This is a genomic window from Brevundimonas sp. AVps5 (genome assembly GCF_058681515.1).
In genome coordinates this window covers 1,443,262-1,466,753 of record NZ_CM178740.1, presented here as the reverse complement: position 1 = coordinate 1,466,753, position 23,492 = coordinate 1,443,262, and the positions used below count along the sequence as shown (strand labels likewise).

The window sequence follows — 23,492 nt, the reverse complement described above, 5'->3', positions numbered from 1 at the left end:
ACGACTGGGTTGTGCCATGGTGGCGGCGACGCATTGACGGAAACCGCCATGGCCTCGGCCGACACGATCATCCTGCCTTGCCGCCCTGAGCCGCTGGAGATTTCGATCGCCAACACGGCGGTGATCGTGATCGACATGCAGAATGCCTACGCCTCGCCGGGCGGCTATCTGGACCTGGCCGGTTTCGATATCTCGGGCGCGCGCCGGGTCATCGACAACACGCGGGGTGTGCTGGAGGTCGCGCGGCGCGCCGGTATGCCGGTGATCTATTTCCAGAACGGCTGGGATCCGGACTATGTCGAGGCGGGCGGGCCGGGCAGCCCGAATTTCCACAAGTCCAACGCCTTGAAAACCATGCGGGCGAGACCCGAGCTGGCCGGGACGCTGCTGGCGCGCGGCAGCTGGGACTATGAGCTGGTCGAGGAGCTGACGCCGCAGCCCGGTGACATCTGCCTGCATAAATCGCGGTATTCCGCCTTTTTCAACTCGCAGCTGGACAGCGTGCTGAGGTCAAGGGGAATACGGAACCTCGTCTTCGTCGGCATCGCGACCAATGTCTGTGTCGAATCAACGCTCAGGGACGGATTCTTCCTGGAGTATTTCGGCATTGTTCTCGAGGACGCCACTCATCAGGCCGGCCCGGACTTCGTCCAGAAGGCCGCGATCTACAATATCGAGACATTCTTCGGCTGGGTTTCCAGCGTCGCCGACTTCAAGGGCGTCGTTGGCCAGATCGCGCCGGCAAACCAGGAGACCTGAATGCCCAGGACCGTCGTCACACCGCCCGGAACCCGGACGCCTATCGCCCCTTTCTCGCCCGGCACCCTGGCCGACGGCGTCGTCTATGTCTCTGGCACTCTGGCCTTCGACAAGGACAACAATGTTGCCTGCGTCGGCGACGCCGAGGGCCAGACGCGCATCGTGCTGGAGACCATCAAGTCGGTGATCGAGACCGCCGGTGGGACCATGGACGACGTCACTATGAACCACATCTTCCTGTCCGACTGGTCTCACTATGCCGCCCTGAACAAGGTCTATGCGGAGTATTTCCCCGGCGACAAGCCGGCGCGCTTCTGCATCCAGTGCGGTCTGGTCCGCCCCGACTTCCTCGTCGAGATCGCCACCATCGCCCACATCGGCAAGCGGTGATCGAGGGCGTCGCCGACGGCCTCCACTACGAGGTCCATGACGGTCCAGCCGGCGCGGCGACGGTTCTGCTGTCGGCCGGACTCGGAGGCTCCGCCGCCTTCTGGGCGCCGCAGATGGAGGCGCTGACCGGGCAATTCCGCGTCATCCTCTACGATCATCGCGGCACGGGCCGCAGCGACCGCAGCCTGAAGCCGGATCACTCGGTCGCCTGCATGGCCGAGGACATCATCGTCGTCCTCGACGCCACAGGGACGGACAAGGCTCACCTCGTCGGCCACGCGGCGGGCGGCAACGCCGGGCTGCAGCTGGCGCTTGATCGTCCCGAGCGGCTGGACCGGCTGGTCGTCGTCAACGGCTGGTCCCGGCCGGACCCCCACGTCGCCCGCTGCTTCGCCGCCCGGATCCGCCTTCTCGAAGCCTTCGGGCCCACAGCCTATGTCGAGGCCCAGGCCCTGTTCCTCTATCCGCCCGACTGGATCAGCCAGAACGACGCCTTGCTGAAGACGCAGGACCACCATCACATTCAGAACTTCCCCCGCACCGACGTCATGCTGGCCAGGATCGGTCCCCTGCTGGCCTTCGACATCGACGAACGGCTCGGCGAGATTTCACATCGGGTACTGGTCAGCGCCTCGGCTGACGACATGCTTGTTCCGCCGCTGCTGTCGCGGCGTCTGGCCGGGGGATTACCGAACGCCACGCTCGATGTCGTCCCCTGGGGCGGACATGCCTTTACGGCGACCGCGTCCGGTGCGTTCAATGCGCGACTGGTCGCCTTCCTGAACGGCGACGGCTGAGGGGCGATCACCATGGAAGTCGGCGTCTTCGTACCGATCAACAACAACGGCTGGCTGATAAGCGAGACCGCGCCGCAGTACATGCCGTCGTTCGACCTGAACAAGCGGATCGCACAGCGGGCCGAGCACTACGGCCTGGATTTCCTGCTCTCGATGATCAAGCTGCGCGGGTTCGGCGGCAAGACCGAGTTCTGGGAGTACGGGCTGGAGAGCTTCACCCTGATGGCCGGACTCGCGGCCGTCACCGAGCGCATCAAGATCTATGCGACCTGCCCGACCCTGGTCATCCCGCCGGCCTTCGCCGCGCGCATGTGCAACACCATCGACAGCATCAGCCACGGCCGCTTCGGCCTGAACCTGATCACCGGCTGGCAGAAGCCGGAATACTCGCAGATGGGCCTGTGGCCGGGCGAGGAGCATTTCAGGAACCGCTACCAGATGCTCGACGAATACGCCCGCATCCTGCGCGAGTTGTGGGAGGAGGGGCGCTCGGACTTCAAGGGCGACTACTACCAGATGGACGACTGTCTGGTTCGCCCGACGCCGTCGACCGACATGAAGATCATCTGCGCCGGATCGTCGGACGAGGGCCTGGCGTTCTCGGCCCAGTGGGCGGACTACGCCTTCTGTCTCGGCAAGGGCGTCAACACGCCCAAGGCCTTCGCCTTCAACAACGAGCGGCTGGCAGCGGCGACCGGGAAGACCGGCCGGGACGTGAAGATGTTCGTCCTCGTCATGGTCATCGCGGCGGAGACCGACGAGGCGGCGATGGCGAAGTGGAAGCTCTACAACGATGGTGTCGATGTCGATGCGATCAGCTGGCTCAAGGACCAGGGCGCGGCCGACAAGGTCAATGCGACGACCAACGTCCGCCAGTTGGCGGCACCGGAGGGCGCGGTGAACATCAACATGGGCACGCTGGTAGGCTCGTACGCCTCGGTCGCCCGGATGCTGGACGAGATGGCCGAGGTGCCGGGGACGGGCGGCGTCCTGCTGACCTTCGACGACTTCGAGCAGGGCATCGAGGACTTCGGCACGAAGATCCAGCCGCTGATGACCTGCCGCGCCGGGGTCAAGGCGGGCTGAGCCTGGCGGAAGCGGTGGGATTCGAACCCACGGACGGCTTTCACCGTCGCTGGTTTTCAAGACCAGTGCCTTAAACCACTCGGCCACACTTCCTTACCGCACTGCTGCTGTCGCGTGCGACAGGCTTGATCGGTGACGGTCTGAGCCACCTGTCCGGCTGGAGAGGGGGCATAGCAGCGCATCGCGCGTTAACCAAAACGGAAATCGGTTCGGCGATGATTTCGCCATGTCGATGTCGCCTGTTCTCCTTCGCCAAGCCTCCCGGGTCGCGGTCGTCTCCGCCGCGACGGCCCTGCTGGCCGCCTGTGCGAGTGCGGGGGCGACGTCGGGCGCTCTGTCCGGTCCGGTGCGCGGGGAACCCCGTCTGGCCGAGGCCGCGCCTGTGGTGAGGGATCCCGCGCCGATCGTGTCGGGGACCATGCGTCGCTATCAGATCCGCGGGCGCTGGTATCAGCCGGAGGAGCAGCCGGATTATGACGTGGTCGGCCTGGCCTCCTGGTACGGCGACCAGTTCAACGGGCGGCCCACGGCGACCGGCGAACGGTTCGACATGCATGCCCTGACCGCCGCCCACAAGACATTGCCCCTGCCGGGACTGGTGGAAGTCACCAACCTGGCCAACGGGCGTCGCGTGGTACTCCGGGTCAATGATCGCGGTCCCTTCGTCGACGACCGGATCATCGACCTGTCGCGCGGCGCGGCCGAGGCGCTGGACCTGCTGAACCGGGGCGTCGGGGAGGTGAGGGTCCGCTATCTCGGCCGTGCCCCACGTCTGGGTGGTGGAACGGTGTTGCAGGTCGCCGAGGCGCCGCCGCCGCCGCCGGTCGCAGCGCCCGTGGACACCGGCCAGAGATACTGGATCGAGGTCGCCGCCTATCGCGATCAGCCGCAGGCCCAGTCCGTCGCCGGGAGAATCGGTCGCTCCGCCCGGGTCCAGGCCGCGACCGACCAGAGCCGGTTCCGCGTCCTGATGGGGCCGTGGAACGACGCCGACGCCGCCGAACGGGCCCGTCGGACGGTGATGGCCGACGGATTCGCCGACGCCCTGTTGATATCGGCACCCTGAACCGACTGCGCCCTTGGCCCCGTCGCTCCGGATCGCCATTGTGCGCCGGTGACCCGAGGACAATTCATAACGCTTGAGGGCGGGGAGGGGACCGGCAAGTCCACCCAGGCCGCCAGACTGGTCGCCCGGCTCGCCGCGCGCGGCCTCGACGTCGTGCACACGCGCGAACCCGGAGGCTCGTCCGGCGCCGAGGAGATTCGGCACATCGCCCTGAACGGCGACGCCGGCCGCTGGTCGCCCCTGACCGAGACCCTGCTGATGTTCGCCTCGCGCAGCGACCATCTGGAAAAGACCATCCGCCCGGCGCTGCAGGCGGGCCGCTGGGTCGTCTGCGACCGTTTCGCCGATTCCAGCCGCGCCTATCAGGGTGCCGGCGGCGGCGCTCCCGCGGAGTTCATCGAAAGCCTCGACGCCGCCATCGTCGGCCATGACCAGCCGGACCTGACCCTGATCTTCGACCTTCCGGTCGAGGTGGGTCTGGAGCGGGCCCTGGCCCGGGGCGCGGCGGAGACGCGGTTCGAGACCAAGGGGCTGGCGTTCCATCGCCGCCTGCGCGACGGCTTCCTGTCCGTGGCGGCCCAGCACCCGGAGCGCTGCCGGATCATCGACGCCACCGGCGAACCGGATGCGGTGTCCGAACGGGTCTGGCGCGCTATCGAGCCGATCCTGCCGTGAGCGAGCATCCGCGCGACCGTTTCGACCTGGTGCCGTCGCCGGACGCCGAGCTCGCCTTTCTCGACGCCCTGGATCGCGGACGGCTGCATCACGCCTGGCTGATCTGCGGCCCCGAGGGGCTGGGCAAGGCCACGTTCGCCTGGCGCGCCGCCCGGCGTCTGCTGGGCGCGGTGCCGGATCCCTCGCGCGGACCGCTCGGCGCGCGCCCGTCCGATCCGGTCAGCCAGCTGGTCACGGCCCAGTCCCATCCCGACCTTCTGGTGCTGGAGCGACTGGTCGAGGGCGGCAAGATGAAGAAGTCGATCTCGGTCGATCAGGCGCGAGACCTGCCGGACTTCTTCTCGAAGAGCCCGTCGCGGGCCGACTACCGCGTGGCGATCATCGACGCAGCGGATGACCTGAATCTCAATGCTGCCAATGCCTTGCTGAAGGTGCTGGAGGAACCGCCTGAGCGTGGCGTGCTGTTCCTCGTGACCCATGCGCCCGGCCGGTTGCTGGCCACCATCCGCTCGCGCTGCCGTCGCCTGACCTTCCAGCCGTGGACCCAGGCGGCGGTCGCGACCCTGCTGGAGCAGAAAACCGAACTCGAGGGCGACGAGGCCGACCGGATCGCCGGCATGGCGCGCGGGTCGCCCGGCGCGGCCCTGTCCCTGGCCACATCTGCCAACCTCGAACTCGACCGGCTGGCGCGCCGCTGGGTCGATGAAGGCCCCGTCGATCGCGCCGAGGCCCTGTCGCTCGCCGACGGTTTCCGGGGTGCCGAGGGTCAGGCCCGGTTCGAAGCCCTGCTCGACCGGCTCGCCGCCGCCGTCAAGGCGCGGTCTCTGGCGCAGGGCGGGCAGGGGGCCGCCTGGGCCGACCTGTGGACCCGGTTGACCGAGGCACCCGAACGGGCGATCGCCATCAACCTCGACAAGGGCGACCTGCTGGCCGGGGCCCTGGCCGATCTGGCGCGGGTCAAACGGATGGCGGGCTGATGCTGATCGACAGCCATGTGAACCTGCATGCGGTCCAGTTCGACGAGGACCGCGACGCCGTCATCGCCCGCGCCCGCGAGGCCGGCGTCCAGATGATGGTCGAGATTTCCGACAAACTCTCGACCTTCGAAGCCACCCACGCCCTGGCCATGGCACATCCCGACATCTGGTGCACCGTCGGCGCCCATCCACACGAGGCCAAGGACCATACGGCGATGACCGCCGACGACCTGATCGCCCTGTCGCAGCGGCCGCGCGTGGTTGGCATCGGCGAATGCGGTCTCGATTTCCACTACGACCTGAGCCCGCGTGAGGTTCAGGCCGAGGTCTTCAGAACCCACATCAAGGCCGCCCAGGCCACGGGCCTGCCGCTGGTGGTTCACACGCGCGAGGCGGACGCCGAAATGGCGGCGATCCTGCGTGAGGGGCAGGCGACGGCACCGTTCCGCTTCCTCATGCATTGCTACACCAGTGGCGCAGAACTGGCTGAACAGGCGGCGGAAATGGGCGCGTGGTTCTCGGTCTCCGGCATCGCCACCTTCAAGGCGGCCGAGGATGTTCGCCAGGTCATCCGGGCCATGCCCGCTGACCGGATCATCGTCGAGACCGACTGCCCCTATCTGGCACCCGTGCCGCACAGGGGCCGTCGCAACGAGCCGGCCTATGTCGGCCATGTGCTCCAGGCTTTGGCCGACATCCGCGGCTGGTCACGGGAGGAGGCGGAGGCGCGCACGACCGACGCCTTCTTCACCCTGTTCGACAGGATCCCGCGCCCATGACCGGAGTGGCGAGCGGCGAGCTCGAGATCACCCTTCTGGGCAGTGGCTCGTCCGGCGGCGTGCCGCGTGGCGACGGCGACTGGGGGGCCTGCGATCCGGCCGAGCCGAAGAACCGCCGCAGCCGCTGTTCAGCCCTGATCCGGCGGCGCGGCCCGGACGGCGACACGACCGTCCTGATCGACACCTCTCCGGACCTTCGCGAGCAGATGTTGAGAGCCGGTGTGAAGTCCGTCGATGCGGTCCTGTACACCCACGACCACGCTGACCAGACCCACGGGATCGACGATCTGCGCGTCTTCGCCATCCGGCGACGGCACCGGATCCCGGCCTGGATGGACGCCGCGACACGTGACGCGCTCGTGCCACGCTTTCCGTATATTTTCGAAAGTCAGATGGGTTACCCGGCGATCCTCGCGCTCAACGAGATCCCGGACCACGGCGTCGACTGGTCGGTCGGCGGTGCCGGCGGCCCGGTTCCGGTCGTGACCTTCGACCAGGGGCACGGTCCCATCCGGTCGGTCGGCTACCGGATGGGACCGGTCGCCTATTCGAGCGACATCGACGCGCTGGACGACGCGGCGTTCGAGGCCCTGGCCGGCTGCAGCCTCTGGATCGTCGATGCGCTGCGCTGGACGACGCATCCTACGCACAGCCACCTGGATTGCACGCTCGATTGGATCGCGCGCAGCGGTGTCGAACGCGCCGTCCTGACGAACCTTCATATCGATCTGGATTACAATGTCTTGTCGGCACTTCTTCCGACGAATGTAGAGGTTGGGTTCGATGGCTGGACCGCCAGGGTGCCGATCTGACCGCTCTTTTGACGTATCTAATTTCGCATAATATATCTTAGGCGCAAACTGTATCCATGTCCGATATCCTGCCTCTCGCCACCCTGTCGCCGGTTTCGCGGGACTGGACGGCCCATGCTGTGCGGCGCATCGAGGCCGACTACAATCGGTCCGCCGACACCCATCTGATCCCCGTCGATCTGCCCGCCCTGGCGGATATCGCCCTCTACCTCAAGGACGAGTCCAGCCATCCGACCGGCAGTCTCAAGCACCGCCTGGCCCGGTCGCTGTTCCTCTATGCGCTCTGCAACGGCTGGATCGGCGAAGGCATGACGATCATCGAGGCCTCCAGCGGCTCGACGGCGGTGTCGGAGGCCTATTTCGCCCGGATGCTGAAACTGCCCTTCATCGCCGTCGTCCCGCGCTCGACCGCGCCGGAAAAGATCCAGGCGATCGAGTTCTATGGCGGCCGCTGCCATTTCGTGGACCGTCCCGGCGACGCCTATGCGGCCTCCGAACAACTCGCCCGTGACCTCGGCGGCCACTACATGGACCAGTTCACCTATGCCGAGCGGGCCACCGACTGGCGTGGCAACAACAATATCGCCGAAAGCATCTTCGCCCAGATGTCCCGCGAACCCTGCTCCATCCCGCGCTGGGTCGTCTGCGGCGCCGGCACCGGCGGCACCTCCGCCACCATCGGCCGCTTCGCCCGCTATAATCTGCATGAGACCCGGGTCTGCGTCGCGGACCCCGTGGCCTCGGTCTTTCACCGACACTGGGCCGACCGCACAGTTCAGACGACGTCTGAAGTCCCGTCACGGATCGAGGGCATCGGCCGGGCCCGGGTCGAGCCGTCCTTCATCCCCGGCGTGGTCGACCGGATGATCGCCGTGCCCGACGTCGCCTCGATCGCCGCGGCCCGCGTGCTGAGCCGCCGTCTGGGCCGGCGTGTGGGCGGATCGACCGGCACCAACCTGTGGGCCTGCGCCCTGCTGGCCAGCGAGATGGCCGAGGCGGGTCAGCGCGGCTCGATCGTCTCCATCCTGTGCGATCACGGCGACCGTTACGGCTCGACCTATTTCAACGATGACTGGCTGGCCGCCCAGGGCTTTGACGTCGCCCCCTGGGAGCGCAGGATGGATGCCTTCTTCGCAGAGGGTCGTCTGCCTGTTTGAGTCGAGACAGCCCCCCTACCCTCTGATCCTGTTCATATTTCTTACGGAGCCACCATGGCCGGTCTCAAGGACAAACGCGGCTTCATCGACAAGGACCGGCTGGACCTGTCCGAGCGTCAGGCCGTCGAATACTGGATGAAGCGCTGGGGCGTGACCCGCGACCAGATCACCGCCGCCCACCGCAAGGCCGGCCGCATGGTCAAGGACATCGCCGCCGAGCTCGGCAAGAAGCGATAGGTCGCCGGTCCTACATCGGAAAGACGCGGCTCTGTTTGACCACGCCATAGGCGAAGCTGGTGTCGATCGCGGCCACACCGGGAATGGCGTGGATGCGCCGCCGGATAAAATCCTCATAGGCCTCCAGGCTGCCGACCATGACGCGCAGCAAATAGTCATCGCCGCCGGCCAGCAGATAGCAGTCCAGCACCTCGTCGATCCGGGTGATATGGTCGTCGAAGGTCTTGACCACCGCCTCCGAATGCCGCTCCAGCCGGATACGGATAAAGGCCGTGATCGGCAGACCGCAGGCCCTCTGGTCGACCAGGGCCGTATATCCGGTGATCACGCCAGCCGCCTCGAGATTGCGCAACCGGCGCAGGCACGGCGAGGGCGACAGGTTGACCCGTTCGGCCAGATCCTGGTTGCTCAGACGACCGTCGGCCTGAAGCGCGCGGATGATCTGTCGGTCCTTGTCGTCCATCTTCCCTCCCGGATTGGCATATTATGCCACAAACAGGCCCGATTGGGACAGAGGTCGCAAGGAAATGCGGTCTCTTTTGACACATCATGGAGCAACTCAGGAGTTCTCCAATGATCGACGCTACCGCCGGCTTCGCGACTCGCGCCATCCATTTCGGTTATGAGCCCCGGGACGAGCAGGGGGCCCTGACTCCGCCCCTGCACCTGTCCTCGACCTTTGCCTTCGAGACCGCCGAGGCGGGCGGAGAGATGTTCGCGGGCACCCGGACGGGCCATTTCTATACGCGGGTGTCAAATCCGACCAATGAGCTGCTGGAACGTCGCCTGGCTGCCCTTGAGGGTGCCGAAGCGGGACTGGCCGCGGCCTCGGGCATGGGAGCCATCACCGCCGTCATGTGGACCTTTCTGTCGCCCGGCGACGAGGTGATCACCGACAAAACCCTTTACGGCTGCACCTTTTCCTTCCTGCGTGACGGCCTCGCCCGGTTCGGCATCACCGTCACCCACGTCGACCTGACCGATCCCGAGGCCCTGGTCACGGCCATCAGCCCCCGGACGCGAATCGTCTATTTCGAGACCCCTGCGAACCCCAACATGCGGCTGGTCGATATCGCTGCCGTCGCCGCCATCGCCCGGGCCGCCGGCGCGCGCACCGTGGTCGACAACACCTACGCCACCCCGCTTCTGACCCGGCCGATCACCCTGGGCGCGGACATCGTGGTCCATTCGGCGACCAAATACTTGGGCGGGCACGGCGACCTGATCGGCGGCCTCGTCGCGGGCAGCGCCGAGGACTTGACCCAGGTTCGCGTCGTCGGAATCAAGGACATGACCGGGGCGGCGATGTCGCCGTTCAACGCCTTCCTGATCCTGCGCGGGCTCAAGACCCTGCAGCTCCGGGTCGAACGTCACTGTCGCAGCGCCATGACCGTCGCTCGCTTCCTTGAGTCCCACCCCGCCGTCACCGCGGTCCACTACCCGGGTCTGGACAGCTTCCCCCAGCACGCCCTAGCCCGGCAGCAGATGCCCGGTTTCGGCGGCATGATCGCCTTCGAACTGAAGGGCGGCATGGCGGCGGGCGTGGCCATGATGAATCGACTCAACCTGATCCGTCGCGCCGTGTCCCTGGGCGACGCCGAGAGCCTTATCGAACACCCGGCCAGCATGACCCACGCCACCTACAGTGCGGAGGAGCGGCTGGCCCATGGCATTTCGGACGGACTGGTCCGCCTGTCTGTGGGACTCGAGGATGAGGCCGACATCCTGACCGACCTGGCCCGCAGCTTGCCTGAGCGGCTTACCGCCGCAGCCTGACCGGCGCGCCGACCCGACTGGATTGGCGACGTCTCAAGCGATGGTGCGAGCGGCCGGGGTCGAATACTGGATGAAGCGCTGGGGCGTGACCCGCGACCAGATCACGGCCGCCCACCGCAAGGCCGGCCGCATGGTCAAGGACATCGCGGCCGAACTCGGCAAGAAGCGGTGACACCGGGCTGCGTACAAGCGTTTGGTCATCTTGACGATGTTCGACTTCGACCTGGCGAAGTTGGTCGGGACTCCTGGTCGGTTTGGCGACGGTTTTCCCGGCCGTCGCCCTACAGGTGGATCGTCCGCCCGTAGGCGTCCAGCGCCGCCTCGTGCATGGCCTCCGACATGGTCGGGTGCGGATAGACGATGCCGTGGATGTCCTCCTCGGTCGCTTCCATGGTGATGGCGGTGACATAGCCCTGGATCATCTCGGTGACCTCGTGGCCGATCATATGGGCGCCGATCAGGGCCCCGGTCTTGGCGTCGAAGATGACCTTGACGAAGCCGTCGACCTCGCCGGCCGCCACAGCCTTGCCGTTCACCCGGAACGGGAAGCGGCCGATCCTGACCTCGCGCTTCGCCTCGCGGGCACCCTGCTCGGTGATCCCGACCGAGGCCACCTGGGGCTGGGCATAGGTGCAGCCGGCGATCGGCGAGTGGACGTTCGGGGTCTTGTAGCCGGCGATGTATTCGGCCGCGTGGATGCCTTCATGGCTGGCCTTGTGCGCCAGCCAGGGCGCGCCGGCGCAGTCGCCGATGGCATAGAGGCCCTTCACGTTCGTGGCGCAGTGGCCGTCGATGGTGATGTGGCCGCGATCCATGTTGACGCCCAGGGCCTCCAGCCCGATGCCGTCGGTGTTGGCGGTGATCCCGACCGCCGAGATACAGACCTCGGCCTCGAGCGTCTCGGCCTTGCTGTCCTTCTCGATGGCGACCTGGACCCCCTTCCCGGCCCTGGACACCTTCGTGACCTTGCAGCCGAGGCGGAACTTGATACCGCGCTTCTCGAACGACTTCTGGGCGGCCTTCGAGACCTCCTCGTCCTCGACGGGCATGATGCGGTCGACCGCTTCCACGACGGTCACTTCAGCGCCCAGGGCTCTGTAGAAACTGCCGAATTCGATGCCGATGGCGCCCGAGCCGATGACGATGATCGAGGCCGGCATCGTCTTGGGCGCGAGAGCCTCGCGATAGGCCCAGATCCGGTCGCCGTCGGCTTCAAGGCCGATCTGCGGGATGGCCCGGGCGCGCGCGCCGACCGCCAGCATGACCGCCTTGGCCTCGACCGTGCGCGACCCGCCGGCCTTCAGGTCGATGACGACCTTCGGCGCCTCCGCGCCCTTCTCGAGCTTCGCCGAACCCTCGATGACCTCGATCTTGTTCTTCTTCATCAGGAAGGTGATGCCCTTGCTCATCGTCGCCGCGACGCCGCGCGAGCGCTGGATGATGGCGTCGAAGTCGAAGGTCGCCCCCGAGGCGGACAGGCCGTACTCCTTCAGATGGCTGAGGCTCTCGAACTTCTCACCCGACTTGAGCAAGGCCTTGGTGGGGATACAGCCCCAGTTCAGGCAGATGCCGCCCAGGCTCTCGCGCTCGACGATGGCGACCTTCTGGCCCAGCTGGCTGGCGCGGATCGCGGCCACATAGCCCCCGGGGCCAGAACCAATGACGATGAGATCGAATTCAACGGCCATGATCAGAGCACCTTATCGATATCGGCCTTGATGGCCTCGGGTTCGACCTGGGGCGCGAAGCGGGCGACCACCCTGCCCTCGCGGTCGGTCAGGAATTTTGTGAAGTTCCACTTCGCGTCGCGGCTGCCGAGGAAACCGCGCTTTTCCCGCGTAAGCCAGTCGTAGAGCGGATGCCGGTTCGGCCCGTTGACCTCGACCTTGTCGAACATCGGAAAGCCGACGTCGTAGGTCGCACTGCAGAACGACGCGATCTCGGCCGCCCTGCCCGGCTCCTGATTGCCGAACTGGTTGCAGGGGAAGCCCAGCACCTCGAACTTCTGGTCTGCGTACTGGCGGTGCAGGGCCTCGAGCCCGGCGTACTGTCCGGTGAAGCCGCATTTGGACGCGGTGTTGACGATCAGCAGCGCCTTGCCGCGAAACCGCTCCAGCGAGACTTCGGTCCCGTCGATGCCGTTGGCGGTGAAGTCATAGACCGACGCCGTCATCGCCCTAGGCCAGCATGGTGACGGGATCTTCGATCAGCGGTTTGAACGCCTGCAGGAAACGGGCACCGGTCGCGCCGTCGACGACGCGGTGATCGCAGGTCACGGTGACCGTCATCACGGTCGCCACGGTCAGCTGGCCGTTCCTGACCACCGGCCGCTGCTCGCCCGCGCCCACGCTCATGATCGCGCCCTGGGGTTCGTTGATGATCGAGGAGAAGGCCTTGATGCCGAACATGCCGAGGTTGGAGACCGAGAAGGTACCGCCCTGGAACTCTTCTGGCTTGAGCTTCTTCTCGCGCGCCCGTTTGGCCAGATCCTTTGATTCTACAGCGATTTGCGACAGGGTCTTGGTCTCGGCCTTGAAGATGATCGGGGTGATCAGGCCGCCGTCGATCGCCACCGCCATCGCCACATCGGCGTTGTGGTGCAGGGCGATGCCTTCCGGCGAATAGCTGGCATTGGCCTCCGGTACGGCCTTCAGGGCCATGGCCGCGGCCTTGATGACGAAGTCGTTGACCGAGACCTTGACGCCTGATTTTTCGAGCAGGGCGTTGACCTTGGCCCGCGCGGCCAGGAGGGCGTCGATCTCGACGTCGATGGTCAGGGGGAAGTGCGGCACGTTCTGGATCGAGCCGACCATGCGGCGGGCGATCGCCTTGCGCATGCCGTCCAGCGGAACCAGGTCGTAGCTGCCGTCCGGGATGCCCATGTCGGCGAGCGACTGGACCTTGCGGGCCTCGATGCTCGGGGTGGCGGTGGCGGGCGCAGCGGCCGGGCGAGTGCCGCCCTTACCGGCGGCCTCCACGTCGGACCTGACGATGCGGCCGTGCGGGCCGGAGCCCTTCAGGGTCGACAGATCGAGGCCCGCGTCCTTCGCCAGACGACGGGCCAGGGGCGAGGCGAAGACGCGCTCGGCCTTCTGCCCCCCCCTTGGGAGGAGAGGCTGCGCAGCAGCCGCGGGGGGCGCGACAGGCTCGGACTTGCCCCCCTCTGGCGGCTGCGCCGCCGGTCTTCCCCCAGGGGGGGGAGATTTGGGACCAGGAGCGGCTGCGCCGCCCTCTTCCGCCAGACGCGCGATCGGGGTGTTGACCTTCACGCCCTCAGTCCCTTCGGCCACGAGGATGTCCGTGATGGTGCCTTCGTCGACGGCCTCGACCTCCATGGTCGCCTTGTCGGTCTCGATCTCTGCGATCACGTCGCCGGCCTTGACGACATCGCCGGCCTTGACGTGCCATTTGGCCAGAACGCCCTCTTCCATGGTGGGCGACAGGGCGGGCATCAGGATATCGGTCATCAGGCATTTCCCCCGGTCTGGCTCAAGGGCTCGGCGACGGTCTGGACATTGTCGGCGGCAATGACGTCGCTCATCCCCTTCAGGATGCGATGATAGGCCTGGACCTCATCATGGCCGTGCCGCACGGCATAGCCATGGGCCATGTGTCGCGCTGCGATGGCCAGAAGCTCGCCGTATTTTCCGGGGTCGTCAAAGGCGGGCATGATGGACATCACCGGCTCGCCCCTGGACCACCAGATGCGGGTCAGTTCAATGGCGTCGGCGTCGGCCGCCACGCTTTCCGGCGTCGTCAGTTCAAAGCCCGGACTGTTGGTCACGCCATCACCGCCTTGACGGCAGCGACGATCTTGTCGACGCCCGGAAGCGACAGGACTTCCAGGTTGGCGGCGTAGGGCAGCGGCACGTCTTCCTGGTGAACCCGCATCGGCGGGGCATCCAGATAGTCGAAGGCGTGTTCGATGACCCGGGCCACGACCTCGGCGCCGACGCCCATCGGACCCCAGCCTTCCTCGGCCGAGACCAGGCGGCTGGTCTTCCTGACGCTGGCCACGATGGTCTCGTGATCCAGCGGACGCAGGGTCCGCAGATCGACGACCTCGCAGGAGATGCCCTCGGCTTCCAGCTGTTCGGCGGCTTGCAGGGCGAAACCGACCATGCGGGCGTGGGCCGTGATGGTCACGTCCGTGCCTTCGCGGCGGACCTTGGCCTTGCCGATCGGGACCAGATAGTCCTCGACATCGGGCACATCGAACTCGATGCCGTACATCATCTCGTGCTCGAGGAAGACGACGGGGTTCGGGTCGCGGATGGCCGATTTCAGCAGGCCCTTGGCGTCAGCGGCATCATACGGAGCGACGACCTTCAGGCCGGGCACCTGGGCGTACCAGGCCGAATAGTCCTGGCTGTGCTGGGCACCGACGCGGCTGGCGGCGCCGTTCGGACCCCGGAACACGATGGGGGCCCGGATCTGACCGCCCGACATGTAGAGGGTCTTGGCCGCCGAGTTGATGATGTGATCGATGGCCTGCATGGCGAAGTTGAAGGTCATGAACTCCACGATCGGCTTCAGACCCGCCATCGCGGCGCCGACGCCAAGGCCCGCGAAACCGTGCTCGGTGATCGGGGTGTCGACCACGCGGCGGTCGCCGAACTCCTGCAGCAGTTCGCGGCTGACCTTGTAGGCCCCCTGGTACTGGGCGACTTCCTCGCCGATCAGGAAGACGTTTTCGTCGCGGCGCATCTCTTCGGCCATGGCGTCACGCAGCGCGTCACGCACGGTCGTCTTGATCATTTTGGCGTCGGCCGGGATTTCCGGATCGCGCAGCTCGACCTTCGGCGTCGCCGACGGCGCGGCGACCTTCTTCCCGGGTTCGCCCGAGGCTTCGGCGGCAGGCGCCTCAGCCTTCGGCGCGGGAGCGGCTGCGCCGGCTTCACCGGCCATGCGGGCGATCGGCGTGTTGACCTTCACGCCCTCGGTGCCCTCGGCCACCAGGATCTCGGCGATCTCGCCCTCATCGACGGCCTCGACCTCCATGGTCGCCTTGTCGGTTTCGATCTCGGCGATCACATCGCCTGCCTTGACCGTGTCGCCCGCTTTCACGTGCCACTTCGTCAGATTGCCCTCTTCCATCGTGGGCGACAGCGCCGGCATCAGGATGTCGGTCACCGGGCGTTCTCCAAGACGGGGGTCTCCACATAGACGTCGGTATAGAGCTCCGACGGATCGGGTTCAGGGCTCTCCTGGGCGAACTGGACCGCCTCGGCGACGATCTGTTTGATCTCCGCGTCGATGGCCTTCAGCTCATCCTCGGTGGCCCTGGCCTGTTCCAGCAGCATCTTGACGTGGTCGATCGGGTCGCGGGTCTTCTTGACCTCGTCGACCTCGTCCTTGGACCGGTATTTGGCCGGATCCGACATCGAGTGACCGCGATAGCGATAGGTCTTCACCTCGAGGATGAAGGGGCCGCCGCCTTCGCGGGCCCGCTTCACGGCGCGCTCGACCGCGTCCTTGACCGCCAGCACATCCATGCCGTCGACCTGTTCGCCCGGAATGCCGAAGCTGGCGCCGCGCATGTAGAGCTCGGTCGTCGAGGACGAGCGCTCGATGCTCGTGCCCATGGCGTACTGGTTGTTCTCGATGATGTAGATGGCCGGCAGCTTCCACAGCTGGGCCATGTTGAAGCTCTCGTAGACCTGACCCTGGTTCGAGGCACCGTCGCCGAAATAGATGAAGGCGACCGAATCATCGCCGCGGTATTTGCCGGCGAAGGCCAGACCGGTGCCCAGCGCCACCTGGGCGCCGACGATGCCGTGGCCGCCATAGAAGCCGGTCGGCACGTCGAACATATGCATCGATCCGCCCTTACCCTTGGACGACCCGCCCGAACGACCGGTCAGCTCGGCCATGACCGCATTCGGGTCCATGCCGGCGGCCAGCATGTGGCCGTGGTCGCGATAGCCGGTGATGATCTTGTCATGGCCCTGTCTGACGCTCTCCTGAACGCCGACGGCCACGGCCTCCTGGCCGATATACAGGTGGCAGAATCCACCGATCAGACCCATGCCGTACAGCTGTCCCGCCCGCTCCTCGAAGCGGCGGATCAGGACCATCTCGCGATAGTACCTGAGCAGGTCCTCCTTGGACGCCGCCGGCGTGTTTGGAATCTTGGCGGACCCCTTGGAATCCGTGGTCTTCTGGGCGGCTCTCGCCATCCGGCATCTCCCGGTGGAGCCCATGGCGAAACGCGCCGTGCGGGCCTCTTGTCGTTACGGAAAGGGGCTGTAGCAGCCTTCGTTCCCCAAAGGCAAAGCACGCCGCCCGGGCTGTAACAAGAGTTCAGGAGACGGTTGCACTCGCTTCGGCGGATGGCGCAGCGGCGACGGTGCGCACGACATAGTCGCGCGGATCGCTGAAACCGAGCACGGCGCGGGCCCGCTCTTCCAGCAGGTCGCGCGAAAGGCTGCCGGTACGCAGGTAGCGGACGCGAACCTCAAGGTCGGCCCGCTGCTCGGTCAGGGTGGTGAGTTGCGCCTCGCGCTGGGCCAGCCGCGCATCACGGGCGGCTCCGCTGAGCAGACCCCTCTCCCCCGTCAGCGCCTGAACTCCCAGGTAGACAACGAGCAGAAACAGGAAAGCAGACAGCGAGTAGGGCTTCATCCGTTCGGGCAATACGAACGCTCCTTCTGAGCGTGGTCACAGTTGATCCTTCGTGACCGAAAATGCCTAACAAACCCTAGCTTGGCCGTAAAAATACGCAGGTTTTGAAAGGGGCGGAGGTTAACGCCGCCGCCCCTCCCGGCACCTACTTCAGCAGCATTCCATCCCCGTAGTAGCTGGCCTGATCGCCCAGCAGTTCCTCGATGCGCAGCAGCTGATTGTATTTGGCCGTGCGATCCGAACGGGCGAGCGACCCGGTCTTGATCTGTCCGCAGTTGGTAGCGACGGCCAGGTCGGCGATGGTCGAATCCTCGGTCTCGCCCGAGCGGTGGCTCATGACGGCCGTGTAGCCGGCGCGGTGAGCCATATCGACGGCGTCCAGGGTCTCGGACAGGGTGCCGATCTGGTTGACCTTGATCAGGATCGAATTGCCCAGGCCCTCACCGATGCCGGCGGCCAGACGGGCCGGGTTGGTGACGAACAGGTCGTCGCCGACGATCTGGACGCGCTCGCCCAGGGCGTCGGTCAGCAGCTTCCAGCCCTCGAAATCGTCCTCGGAGCAGCCGTCCTCGATCGAGACGATGGGGAAGCGTTCACAGAGGTCGGCGAGGTAGGCCACCATCCCCTCCCCGTCCAGAATCTTGCCCTCTCCGGCCATGTTGTAGGCGCCGTCCTTGAAGAACTCGGTCGCCGCGACGTCGAGCGCCAGGTGGAAGTCCTCGCCCGCCAGATAGCCGGCCGCCTGGCCCGCCCTGGTGATGAAGCTCAGGGCTTCCTCGGCCGAGGCCAGGTTCGGGGCGAAGCCGCCCTCGTCGCCGACATTGGTATTGTGACCGGCGTCCTTCAGCTGCTTCTTCAGCGCGTGGAAAATTTCCGAGCCCATGCGCAGGCCTTCGGAGAAGCTCTCGGCACCCGTCGGCAGGATCATGAACTCCTGGATGTCGATCGGATTGTCGGCATGGGCACCGCCGTTGATGATGTTCATCATCGGGGTCGGCAGGACCCGGGCCGAGATGCCGCCGACATAGCGGAACAGCGGCAGACCGACGGAGATGGCGCTGGCCTTGGCCACCGCCAGCGACACGCCGAGGATGGCGTTGGCGCCCAGGCGGGCCTTGTTCTCTGTGCCGTCGAGGGTGATCAGGGCCTCGTCGATGCGACGCTGGTCCTCGGCGTCCATGCCGGACAGGGCGTCGAAGATCTCGCCGTTGACGGCGTCCACGGCGTTCTGCACGCCCTTGCCGCCCCAGCGATCCTTGTCGCCGTCCCGCAGCTCGACCGCCTCGTGCGCGCCGGTCGAGGCGCCGGAAGGCACCGCCGCGCGGCCGAAACTACCGTCATCCAGAACCACATCCACCTCGACCGTGGGGTTGCCCCGGCTGTCGAGAATCTGGCGGGCGACGATGTCGGCGATGTCGGTCATTGGCTAAGGCCTTCGCGGGTGCAGGGAGGATGGCCGGGGTTTAGCCCGGCCCCCGCGAATCGCCAACCGCCGCCCTCCTGGATCAGGAACAGCCCTCGACCTGCTCGATGGCCGGTCCGCCGACGTGGACGTTGCCGACCCTGCCGTTGTCGTCGATCTCGTAGCGGATGCCGCGCGCGGCCTCGCCCGCCGTTGTCGGCGCGCCGGCCTGCCAGACGAACAGGTTCTCGGCCGGGGGATCGACGTATTTGTGCAACTCGGAGACGACCAGCGGGCCATAGGCGGCCTTGATCGCGGCGGCAGTGTCGCCAACGCCGAATCCGCGATCCGTCCTGAGCGTCGAGGGTGAAGACACCGAGATCCGGGTGAGGACACCCTGTTCCAGCATAACCAGCAGGCCCTCCGGTGCACGTTCCGGTCGCCATTGGTCGCAGTACTCGGGCTCGGCGGGCCCCCATTCAGGATCACTGTCGGGACCAAGCGCCGCCTCGACCTCGGCTTTCGTCATCCCGATTCGCAAGGGACCGAAGCCCTGGGCGGTCAGGACGTCGGCCGCCGGCGCGGCCGGAGTCGCGGGGGCGGTCGTGACATGGACCTGAGGTGCGGGGGCGGAGGCGGGCCCTTGCGCGCCGCAGCCGGCGAGAAACAGGGCCGAGGCGGCGACGGCGGTCAGGGATCGGATCATCGCAGGGCAATCCTTGAAGCACCGATGCTCCATAAGCGCACGAAAACGGCGCACGGGGAAACCGTACGCCGCAAACGTCTCAGACCCCAAAAGGGCGCAGGAACTAGTCTTCCTTGGGCGTCAGCACCTGGCGGCCGCGATAGGTGCCGGTCTTCAGGTCGATGTGGTGCGAGCGACGCAGTTCGCCCGTGTCCTTGTCTTCCGTATAGGGGTTGGTCCCCAGGGCGTCGTGGGCGCGGCGCATGTTGCGACGCGAGGGCGATACTTTGCGCTTCGGAACAGCCATGTCCGTCTCAATCTTTAGGGTCGGGCGCTGCAGGAGCGCGAAAACAACAGCGGCGGCCCCGGAAACAGAGCCGCCACGCGAGGGCGGGCTTATGCCGGACCTCGCGTGGAAGTTCAAGGGGCGTCGTAACTGTAACCGATCGTCGCCGGAGAGCGAACGAGCCAACGTATCAACCCCCGCCCGGAGATCACCATGATCCGTCGACACATCATCGCCTTTGCATTCGCTGCGGTCGCCGCGCTGGCAAGCCCTGCCATGGCCGAACCCGTCCCGTTCAGTCGACCGGCCTTCGAAGCCGCCCAGGCCGCCGGGCACCCGATCCTCGTCGACGTCCATGCGCCCTGGTGTCCGACGTGCCGGGCGCAGGAGCCCATCATTCACTCGCTCCAGGCCCAACCTGCGAATGCTGATCTGGTGGTGTTTCGTGTCGACTTCGACAATCAGAAGGACGTGGTTCGCAGCTTCAGGGCAACGACCCAGAGTACGCTGATCGCCTTCCGGGGCTCTCGCGAGACGGGGCGGTCCGCCGGTGACACCAATGCCGCGAGTATTGCCCGGCTCGTCGCCACAACGCGGCAGTAGGTCGTGATCGCGGCTGTCGGTACGTTGGGTGTCGCCTTCGTGGCGGGGATCCTGACCATTCTGAGCCCCTGCGTCCTGCCACTGGTGCCCATCGTGCTCGGCGGCGCTCAGTCCGAGGGGCGCTGGGGCCCGGTGGCGCTTGGGCTCGGATTGGCCACCAGTTTCACGGTTGTGGGGCTCTTTGTGGCCACGATCGGGTTCTCGATCGGACTCGACGGCGACCTCTTCCGACGCGTCGGGGGCGCGCTGCTGATCGCAGTGGGCGCGGTTCTGCTCGTGCCCGCGGCCCAGAGCCGTCTCGCCGCCCTCGGGGGCCCCTTGTCGACCTGGGCGGATAGCGGGATGCGCAAACTTGATGGCAGGGGCCCCCTCGGTCAGTTGGGGCTCGGGGTGCTCATGGGTCTGGTCTGGGCTCCGTGCGTCGGTCCGACCCTGGGTGCCGCATCCCTGCTGGCAGCCCAGGGCCAGGATCTGGGCAGGGTTTCCCTGACCATGCTGATCTTCGGGATCGGGGCCGCCACGCCGCTCGTTCTGATCGGGCTTTTGTCACGACAAGCCTTGGCCAGACTTCGCGGCCGGATGCTTGCTGCCGGATCAATCGGGAAATATGCCCTCGGCGGACTGATGGTCGTATTCGGCGCGCTGATCCTGCTTGGCGTGGACAAGTCCGTCGAGGTCTGGCTGGTCGGAGTCTCGCCCGGTTGGCTGACCGAGCTTACGACCCGCTACTGACGCCCCGGACCCAGGTGCTGCGGGCAAGGCCGAAATACAGGCTGTCCATCCACTGGCCGCCGATGTGCCAGGTGGCTTTCGCCTCGCCGGTCCGCACGAAGCCCAGCCGCTCCAGTAGCCGGATCGACGCCGCATTGTCCGGATCCACGTCGGCGTTAAGGGCATCGAGATCCCTTGTCGCAAACACATGGTCGATCACGGCGGCCAGGGCCTCGCTCGCGAGTCCCCGTCCCCAGACGTCGGGATGCAGGATGTAGCCCACATCAGGGGCCTTCCAGCAGCCGGCCTTGCCGATGACGCGCCCCTCGTGTTCGACGACGAAATCCGCAGCGCCCGCCGCCGTATTGGCGATCATGTTCTCAAGCCAGGCGCGCGACTGCTCGATGTCGTCATGCGGCGGGGTGGACCACCAGCGCATCGCCTCCCGGTGCGACAGGACGGCATGGATGGCGTCCAGATCCTCCGGCCGGGCGGGACGAAGCGTCAGCCGGGGGGTGTTGATCTCCATTCCACGATCCATCAGGCCAGCGCCTTCTCCATGACGATGAAATACAGGTCGTCGCGCAGGGCTGTGCCCAGCCGCAGGTTCCCGTAGTCGAAGGCGAGGGTTCGGCCGGTGTCGGCGTAACCCAGTCGCTCGTACCAGGCGATCAGGGTGTCGCGCTGGGGAAAGACCGAGATCCGGATCAGCCGCGCGCCGAATCGCTGCGCCATGGCCTCCTCGGCCGTCGTGACCATCCGTCGACCCAGCCCCGAAGCCTGCCGGGTCGGGTCGACCGACAGCATTCCGAAATATCCCGCTCCGTCAGCCTGGCGCTGGATACGGATACAGGCCAGCAGATCATCGCCCTGCCAGGCCGTCAGCAGAGCCTGTTCCGGATCGGCGATGATCTCTGCGAGTTCGTCCGGATCGGTGCGTTGCCCGGTCAGGAGATTGGCCTCGGTGGTCCAGCCGGCCCGCGAGCTCTCTCCGCGATAGGCGCTCTCGATCAGGGCATGCAGGGCGGGGATGTCGCCGGGGCCGGCGTCTCTGATGATCGTGTCAGTCATGACCCAACATATCCGCGACCGCGTCTCCGATGGCCAGCGAACTGGTCAGGCCCGGGCTCTCGATGCCGAACAGGGCGACCAGGCCGTCGATGCCGTGGTCGGCGGCACCGCGCAGCTGGAAGTCGGGCTGGGCCTCGCCCGGTCCATGCAGCTTGGGCCGGATCCCGGCATAGTCGGGCGTCAGAGCCCCGTCGGGCAGCCCCGGCCAGAAGCGCCGGATATAGGTCGCGAACGCCTCGGCCCGGGCCGGATCGACGGAATAGTCCTCGGTCTCGACATATTCGAGGTCCGGTCCGAACACCGCCTGGCCGCCCAGGTCCTTGCGGTAGTGGGTGCCCAGCGCCCCCGCGATCGGCGGCGGATAGATCAGCCGGTCGAACGGCGCCTTGCCGGTCAGCCGGAAATAGACGCCCTTGCCGAAATGCCCTTTCGGGATGTGATCGGCCGGGAAGCCCTCGATTCGCCCCGCGACGTCCTGTGCCGACAGGCCCGGCGCAGTGACCAGCAGGCGACAGGTCAGGGTCGCCCCGCCCGCCCCCGACTCCGGCCCGCCGGCGGTGACGCGGAACCCGCCGCCCGGCAGGGTCTCGGCCCGTTCGAATGGCGTCGAGACCACGACCGATCCGCCCGCGTCCTCGATCTCGCCCTCCAGCGACAGCATATAGTCATGGCTGGCGAAGATGCCGCTCTCGGGCGACAGGATGGCCGCGCGGGCGTTCAGTTCGGGCTCGAGCGCCCGCGCCTGGTCCCCGCTGAGATGCTCCAGCCCCTCGACGCCGTTCGTTCTCGCCTGTTCGAAAATCGCCTCGATATGGGCGACCTCGTCCTCGTGCGTGGCCACGACCAGTTTCCCGCACTTCCGGTAGTCGATCTTGTGCGTCTCCAGCCAGGCGTAGAGCGCCCGCCGCCCCTCGACGCAGAACCGGGCCTTCAGCGACCCCGTCGGATAGTAGAGCCCGCCGTGGATAACCTCGGAGTTCCGCGACGACACGCCCTGGCCGATGTGGGGTGCCTTTTCCAGAACCAGCACGGTCAAGCCCCGCTTCGACAACGCCTGCCCGCAGGCGAGGCCCACGGCCCCGGCCCCCACCACGACGGCATCGAAGTCGAATTCCGTCATTTCGGCGTCCCGTACCGCCGCGCCGCCTCGTCCTCGAAACTGCCGATCAGCGAAGATACAGCCCGGTCGAAATTGTCCTCGAGCGCGGCGTTGAGCAGAGAGGATTTGAAGGCGAAGTCGATTATGAACTCCAGCCGCGTCCCCTCTGGGATCGCATGGAAAGTCCACCGGTTCTTCAGGTGCCGGAACGGGCCGCGCAACAGCCCCACCTCGACCGACGGCACAGTCCGGTCATACCGCACCCAGGTCGAGAACCGCTCCCTCAGGAACGAGAACCCCACTGCGGCCTCGGCATCCAGAAGGCCAACGCCCGGCGACTCCTCGCGCCGGTTCCAGACCCGCATGGCGGTGACCCATTTCACGAAGCGCGGATAGGCCTCCACGTCGGCCACCAGATCGGCGAGCTGGGCGGGCGTCCAGGGCAGGATGCGGGTGACGCGGTGGACGGCCATCTACCCCCCTACCGTCATCCTCGGGCT

29 protein-coding genes, 1 tRNA gene and 1 pseudogene are annotated in these 23,492 nt (G+C 66.7%); 15 read left to right on the top strand and 16 right to left on the bottom strand.

Annotation, left to right across the window (positions count from 1 at the left end):
- Positions 1 to 48 precede the first annotated feature (48 nt).
- Genes rutB through rutA form a run of 4 tightly spaced genes read left to right on the top strand, consistent with a single transcriptional unit; the run spans position 49 to position 3,032 of the window.
- Positions 49 to 759: a pyrimidine utilization protein B gene (rutB, locus tag ACW18A_RS07585; RefSeq protein WP_492024164.1), complete on the top strand. Its 711-nt coding sequence runs from the start codon at positions 49 to 51 to the stop codon at positions 757 to 759.
- Positions 760 to 1,149 (top strand): pyrimidine utilization protein C, encoded by a 390-nt coding sequence (gene rutC, locus ACW18A_RS07580; RefSeq protein WP_492024163.1) that lies wholly within the window; start codon positions 760 to 762, stop codon positions 1,147 to 1,149.
- Positions 1,146 to 1,946 carry a pyrimidine utilization protein D gene (gene rutD / locus ACW18A_RS07575; protein WP_492024162.1) on the top strand — a complete coding sequence of 267 codons (801 nt, stop codon included), beginning with the start codon at positions 1,146 to 1,148 and terminating at the stop codon, positions 1,944 to 1,946. Before rutC ends, rutD begins: the two co-directional genes overlap by 4 nt.
- A gap of 12 nt (positions 1,947 to 1,958) precedes the next feature.
- Positions 1,959 to 3,032 carry a pyrimidine utilization protein A gene (gene rutA, locus ACW18A_RS07570; RefSeq protein WP_492024161.1) on the top strand — a complete coding sequence of 358 codons (1,074 nt, stop codon included), beginning with the start codon at positions 1,959 to 1,961 and terminating at the stop codon, positions 3,030 to 3,032.
- Between the two features lie 3 nt (positions 3,033 to 3,035).
- Here the strand turns inward: rutA and ACW18A_RS07565 are convergent.
- Positions 3,036 to 3,125, bottom strand: a tRNA-Ser gene (locus ACW18A_RS07565).
- A gap of 133 nt (positions 3,126 to 3,258) precedes the next feature.
- Here ACW18A_RS07565 and ACW18A_RS07560 point away from each other — a divergent pair.
- From ACW18A_RS07560 to ACW18A_RS07530, 7 genes are read left to right on the top strand one after another with little or no spacing between them, the layout of a single operon-like run.
- Complete coding sequence (locus tag ACW18A_RS07560) at positions 3,259 to 4,098, top strand: septal ring lytic transglycosylase RlpA family protein (protein WP_492024160.1); 840 nt, start codon at positions 3,259 to 3,261, stop codon at positions 4,096 to 4,098.
- Between the two features lie 48 nt (positions 4,099 to 4,146).
- A complete protein-coding gene (tmk, locus tag ACW18A_RS07555) occupies positions 4,147 to 4,773 on the top strand; it encodes a dTMP kinase (protein WP_492024159.1) in 627 nt (208 codons plus the stop codon).
- On the top strand, positions 4,770 to 5,750 hold the full coding sequence (locus ACW18A_RS07550; protein WP_492024158.1) for a DNA polymerase III subunit delta': 981 nt from the start codon (positions 4,770 to 4,772) through the stop codon (positions 5,748 to 5,750). Before tmk ends, ACW18A_RS07550 begins: the two co-directional genes overlap by 4 nt.
- Complete coding sequence (locus ACW18A_RS07545; RefSeq protein ID WP_492024157.1) at positions 5,750 to 6,529, top strand: TatD family hydrolase; 780 nt, start codon at positions 5,750 to 5,752, stop codon at positions 6,527 to 6,529. Before ACW18A_RS07550 ends, ACW18A_RS07545 begins: the two co-directional genes overlap by 1 nt.
- Positions 6,526 to 7,341 carry an MBL fold metallo-hydrolase gene (locus tag ACW18A_RS07540; protein ID WP_492024156.1) on the top strand — a complete coding sequence of 272 codons (816 nt, stop codon included), beginning with the start codon at positions 6,526 to 6,528 and terminating at the stop codon, positions 7,339 to 7,341. The genes ACW18A_RS07545 and ACW18A_RS07540 overlap by 4 nt, the downstream gene beginning before the upstream one ends.
- Before the next feature lie 56 nt (positions 7,342 to 7,397).
- Positions 7,398 to 8,498: a PLP-dependent cysteine synthase family protein gene (locus tag ACW18A_RS07535; protein ID WP_492024155.1), complete on the top strand. Its 1,101-nt coding sequence runs from the start codon at positions 7,398 to 7,400 to the stop codon at positions 8,496 to 8,498.
- A gap of 54 nt (positions 8,499 to 8,552) precedes the next feature.
- The gene (locus ACW18A_RS07530) at positions 8,553 to 8,735 is read left to right on the top strand and encodes a DUF3606 domain-containing protein (RefSeq protein WP_013269402.1); all 183 of its coding nucleotides are present in this window, start codon (positions 8,553 to 8,555) and stop codon (positions 8,733 to 8,735) included.
- Between the two features lie 10 nt (positions 8,736 to 8,745).
- Here ACW18A_RS07530 and ACW18A_RS07525 read toward each other — a convergent pair whose 3' ends face one another.
- Positions 8,746 to 9,198 (bottom strand): Lrp/AsnC family transcriptional regulator, encoded by a 453-nt coding sequence (locus ACW18A_RS07525; RefSeq protein ID WP_492024154.1) that lies wholly within the window; start codon positions 9,196 to 9,198, stop codon positions 8,746 to 8,748.
- Between the two features lie 110 nt (positions 9,199 to 9,308).
- On the opposite strand from ACW18A_RS07525, the gene ACW18A_RS07520 reads away from it, so the two are divergent.
- On the top strand, positions 9,309 to 10,511 hold the full coding sequence (locus tag ACW18A_RS07520) for a methionine gamma-lyase (protein ID WP_492024153.1): 1,203 nt from the start codon (positions 9,309 to 9,311) through the stop codon (positions 10,509 to 10,511).
- Between the two features lie 58 nt (positions 10,512 to 10,569).
- Positions 10,570 to 10,683: pseudogene (locus ACW18A_RS07515) on the top strand (DUF3606 domain-containing protein); the annotation flags it as partial.
- Positions 10,684 to 10,792: 109 nt separating this feature from the next.
- Here the strand turns inward: ACW18A_RS07515 and lpdA are convergent.
- The 10 genes from lpdA to rpmF all read right to left on the bottom strand — a co-directional run bounded on the left by lpdA (position 10,793) and on the right by rpmF (position 19,529).
- On the bottom strand, positions 10,793 to 12,199 hold the full coding sequence (lpdA, locus tag ACW18A_RS07510) for a dihydrolipoyl dehydrogenase (protein ID WP_492024152.1): 1,407 nt from the start codon (positions 12,197 to 12,199) through the stop codon (positions 10,793 to 10,795).
- Positions 12,200 to 12,201: 2 nt separating this feature from the next.
- Positions 12,202 to 12,684 (bottom strand): glutathione peroxidase, encoded by a 483-nt coding sequence (locus tag ACW18A_RS07505; protein ID WP_492024151.1) that lies wholly within the window; start codon positions 12,682 to 12,684, stop codon positions 12,202 to 12,204.
- 4 nt (positions 12,685 to 12,688) lie between these two features.
- A complete protein-coding gene (locus tag ACW18A_RS07500) occupies positions 12,689 to 13,978 on the bottom strand; it encodes a pyruvate dehydrogenase complex dihydrolipoamide acetyltransferase (protein ID WP_492024150.1) in 1,290 nt (429 codons plus the stop codon).
- On the bottom strand, positions 13,978 to 14,295 hold the full coding sequence (locus ACW18A_RS07495) for a DUF5076 domain-containing protein (RefSeq protein WP_492024149.1): 318 nt from the start codon (positions 14,293 to 14,295) through the stop codon (positions 13,978 to 13,980). The genes ACW18A_RS07500 and ACW18A_RS07495 overlap by 1 nt, the downstream gene beginning before the upstream one ends.
- Positions 14,292 to 15,644, bottom strand: coding sequence for a pyruvate dehydrogenase complex E1 component subunit beta (locus tag ACW18A_RS07490; protein WP_492024148.1), 1,353 nt, complete (start codon positions 15,642 to 15,644; stop codon positions 14,292 to 14,294). Before ACW18A_RS07490 ends, ACW18A_RS07495 begins: the two co-directional genes overlap by 4 nt.
- On the bottom strand, positions 15,641 to 16,690 hold the full coding sequence (gene pdhA, locus ACW18A_RS07485; RefSeq protein ID WP_492024147.1) for a pyruvate dehydrogenase (acetyl-transferring) E1 component subunit alpha: 1,050 nt from the start codon (positions 16,688 to 16,690) through the stop codon (positions 15,641 to 15,643). Before pdhA ends, ACW18A_RS07490 begins: the two co-directional genes overlap by 4 nt.
- A gap of 124 nt (positions 16,691 to 16,814) precedes the next feature.
- Entirely contained in the window at positions 16,815 to 17,135 is a 321-nt protein-coding gene (locus ACW18A_RS07480) for an FtsB family cell division protein (protein WP_492024363.1), read from the bottom strand.
- 145 nt (positions 17,136 to 17,280) lie between these two features.
- Complete coding sequence (eno, locus tag ACW18A_RS07475) at positions 17,281 to 18,558, bottom strand: phosphopyruvate hydratase (protein ID WP_492024146.1); 1,278 nt, start codon at positions 18,556 to 18,558, stop codon at positions 17,281 to 17,283.
- A gap of 82 nt (positions 18,559 to 18,640) precedes the next feature.
- Positions 18,641 to 19,243, bottom strand: a complete 603-nt coding sequence (locus ACW18A_RS07470; RefSeq protein WP_492024145.1) for a hypothetical protein — start codon at positions 19,241 to 19,243, stop codon at positions 18,641 to 18,643.
- A 103-nt stretch (positions 19,244 to 19,346) separates the two neighbouring features.
- Entirely contained in the window at positions 19,347 to 19,529 is a 183-nt protein-coding gene (gene rpmF, locus ACW18A_RS07465; RefSeq protein ID WP_029416334.1) for a 50S ribosomal protein L32, read from the bottom strand.
- 192 nt (positions 19,530 to 19,721) lie between these two features.
- Here rpmF and ACW18A_RS07460 point away from each other — a divergent pair, with 192 nt between their 5' ends.
- Together ACW18A_RS07460 and ACW18A_RS07455 are read left to right on the top strand one after the other, a co-directional pair.
- Positions 19,722 to 20,111 carry a thioredoxin family protein gene (locus ACW18A_RS07460; RefSeq protein ID WP_492024144.1) on the top strand — a complete coding sequence of 130 codons (390 nt, stop codon included), beginning with the start codon at positions 19,722 to 19,724 and terminating at the stop codon, positions 20,109 to 20,111.
- A gap of 3 nt (positions 20,112 to 20,114) precedes the next feature.
- Entirely contained in the window at positions 20,115 to 20,843 is a 729-nt protein-coding gene (locus ACW18A_RS07455) for a cytochrome c biogenesis CcdA family protein (protein WP_492024143.1), read from the top strand.
- Here ACW18A_RS07455 and ACW18A_RS07450 read toward each other — a convergent pair.
- From ACW18A_RS07450 to ACW18A_RS07435, 4 genes are read right to left on the bottom strand one after another with little or no spacing between them, the layout of a single operon-like run.
- Positions 20,827 to 21,363 carry a GNAT family N-acetyltransferase gene (locus ACW18A_RS07450; protein WP_492024142.1) on the bottom strand — a complete coding sequence of 179 codons (537 nt, stop codon included), beginning with the start codon at positions 21,361 to 21,363 and terminating at the stop codon, positions 20,827 to 20,829. The genes ACW18A_RS07455 and ACW18A_RS07450 overlap by 17 nt on opposite strands.
- Positions 21,363 to 21,893 (bottom strand): GNAT family N-acetyltransferase, encoded by a 531-nt coding sequence (locus ACW18A_RS07445; RefSeq protein WP_492024141.1) that lies wholly within the window; start codon positions 21,891 to 21,893, stop codon positions 21,363 to 21,365. Before ACW18A_RS07445 ends, ACW18A_RS07450 begins: the two co-directional genes overlap by 1 nt.
- Positions 21,886 to 23,013: an NAD(P)/FAD-dependent oxidoreductase gene (locus tag ACW18A_RS07440; RefSeq protein WP_492024140.1), complete on the bottom strand. Its 1,128-nt coding sequence runs from the start codon at positions 23,011 to 23,013 to the stop codon at positions 21,886 to 21,888. The genes ACW18A_RS07445 and ACW18A_RS07440 overlap by 8 nt, the downstream gene beginning before the upstream one ends.
- The gene (locus tag ACW18A_RS07435; protein ID WP_492024139.1) at positions 23,010 to 23,465 is read right to left on the bottom strand and encodes a type II toxin-antitoxin system RatA family toxin; all 456 of its coding nucleotides are present in this window, start codon (positions 23,463 to 23,465) and stop codon (positions 23,010 to 23,012) included. The genes ACW18A_RS07440 and ACW18A_RS07435 overlap by 4 nt, the downstream gene beginning before the upstream one ends.
- Positions 23,466 to 23,492 lie beyond the last annotated feature (27 nt).

What these genes read in the sequence shown, in the direction of transcription:
- rutB (WP_492024164.1), top strand. Translation starts at nt 49, where the DNA reads ATGGCCTCGGCCGACACGATCATCCTGCCTTGCCGCCCTGAGCCGCTG.
- rutC (WP_492024163.1), top strand. Translation starts at nt 760, where the DNA reads ATGCCCAGGACCGTCGTCACACCGCCCGGAACCCGGACGCCTATCGCC.
- rutA (WP_492024161.1), top strand. Translation starts at nt 1,959, where the DNA reads ATGGAAGTCGGCGTCTTCGTACCGATCAACAACAACGGCTGGCTGATA.
- ACW18A_RS07560 (WP_492024160.1), top strand. Translation starts at nt 3,259, where the DNA reads ATGTCGATGTCGCCTGTTCTCCTTCGCCAAGCCTCCCGGGTCGCGGTC.
- ACW18A_RS07545 (WP_492024157.1), top strand. Translation starts at nt 5,750, where the DNA reads ATGCTGATCGACAGCCATGTGAACCTGCATGCGGTCCAGTTCGACGAG.
- ACW18A_RS07540 (WP_492024156.1), top strand. Translation starts at nt 6,526, where the DNA reads ATGACCGGAGTGGCGAGCGGCGAGCTCGAGATCACCCTTCTGGGCAGT.
- ACW18A_RS07535 (WP_492024155.1), top strand. Translation starts at nt 7,398, where the DNA reads ATGTCCGATATCCTGCCTCTCGCCACCCTGTCGCCGGTTTCGCGGGAC.
- ACW18A_RS07530 (WP_013269402.1), top strand. Translation starts at nt 8,553, where the DNA reads ATGGCCGGTCTCAAGGACAAACGCGGCTTCATCGACAAGGACCGGCTG.
- ACW18A_RS07525 (WP_492024154.1), bottom strand. Translation starts at nt 9,198, where the DNA reads ATGGACGACAAGGACCGACAGATCATCCGCGCGCTTCAGGCCGACGGT.
- ACW18A_RS07520 (WP_492024153.1), top strand. Translation starts at nt 9,309, where the DNA reads ATGATCGACGCTACCGCCGGCTTCGCGACTCGCGCCATCCATTTCGGT.
- lpdA (WP_492024152.1), bottom strand. Translation starts at nt 12,199, where the DNA reads ATGGCCGTTGAATTCGATCTCATCGTCATTGGTTCTGGCCCCGGGGGC.
- ACW18A_RS07505 (WP_492024151.1), bottom strand. Translation starts at nt 12,684, where the DNA reads ATGACGGCGTCGGTCTATGACTTCACCGCCAACGGCATCGACGGGACC.
- ACW18A_RS07500 (WP_492024150.1), bottom strand. Translation starts at nt 13,978, where the DNA reads ATGACCGATATCCTGATGCCCGCCCTGTCGCCCACCATGGAAGAGGGC.
- pdhA (WP_492024147.1), bottom strand. Translation starts at nt 16,690, where the DNA reads ATGGCGAGAGCCGCCCAGAAGACCACGGATTCCAAGGGGTCCGCCAAG.
- ACW18A_RS07480 (WP_492024363.1), bottom strand. Translation starts at nt 17,135, where the DNA reads ATGAAGCCCTACTCGCTGTCTGCTTTCCTGTTTCTGCTCGTTGTCTAC.
- eno (WP_492024146.1), bottom strand. Translation starts at nt 18,558, where the DNA reads ATGACCGACATCGCCGACATCGTCGCCCGCCAGATTCTCGACAGCCGG.
- ACW18A_RS07470 (WP_492024145.1), bottom strand. Translation starts at nt 19,243, where the DNA reads ATGATCCGATCCCTGACCGCCGTCGCCGCCTCGGCCCTGTTTCTCGCC.
- rpmF (WP_029416334.1), bottom strand. Translation starts at nt 19,529, where the DNA reads ATGGCTGTTCCGAAGCGCAAAGTATCGCCCTCGCGTCGCAACATGCGC.
- ACW18A_RS07460 (WP_492024144.1), top strand. Translation starts at nt 19,722, where the DNA reads ATGATCCGTCGACACATCATCGCCTTTGCATTCGCTGCGGTCGCCGCG.
- ACW18A_RS07450 (WP_492024142.1), bottom strand. Translation starts at nt 21,363, where the DNA reads ATGGATCGTGGAATGGAGATCAACACCCCCCGGCTGACGCTTCGTCCC.
- ACW18A_RS07445 (WP_492024141.1), bottom strand. Translation starts at nt 21,893, where the DNA reads ATGACTGACACGATCATCAGAGACGCCGGCCCCGGCGACATCCCCGCC.
- ACW18A_RS07440 (WP_492024140.1), bottom strand. Translation starts at nt 23,013, where the DNA reads ATGACGGAATTCGACTTCGATGCCGTCGTGGTGGGGGCCGGGGCCGTG.
- ACW18A_RS07435 (WP_492024139.1), bottom strand. Translation starts at nt 23,465, where the DNA reads ATGGCCGTCCACCGCGTCACCCGCATCCTGCCCTGGACGCCCGCCCAG.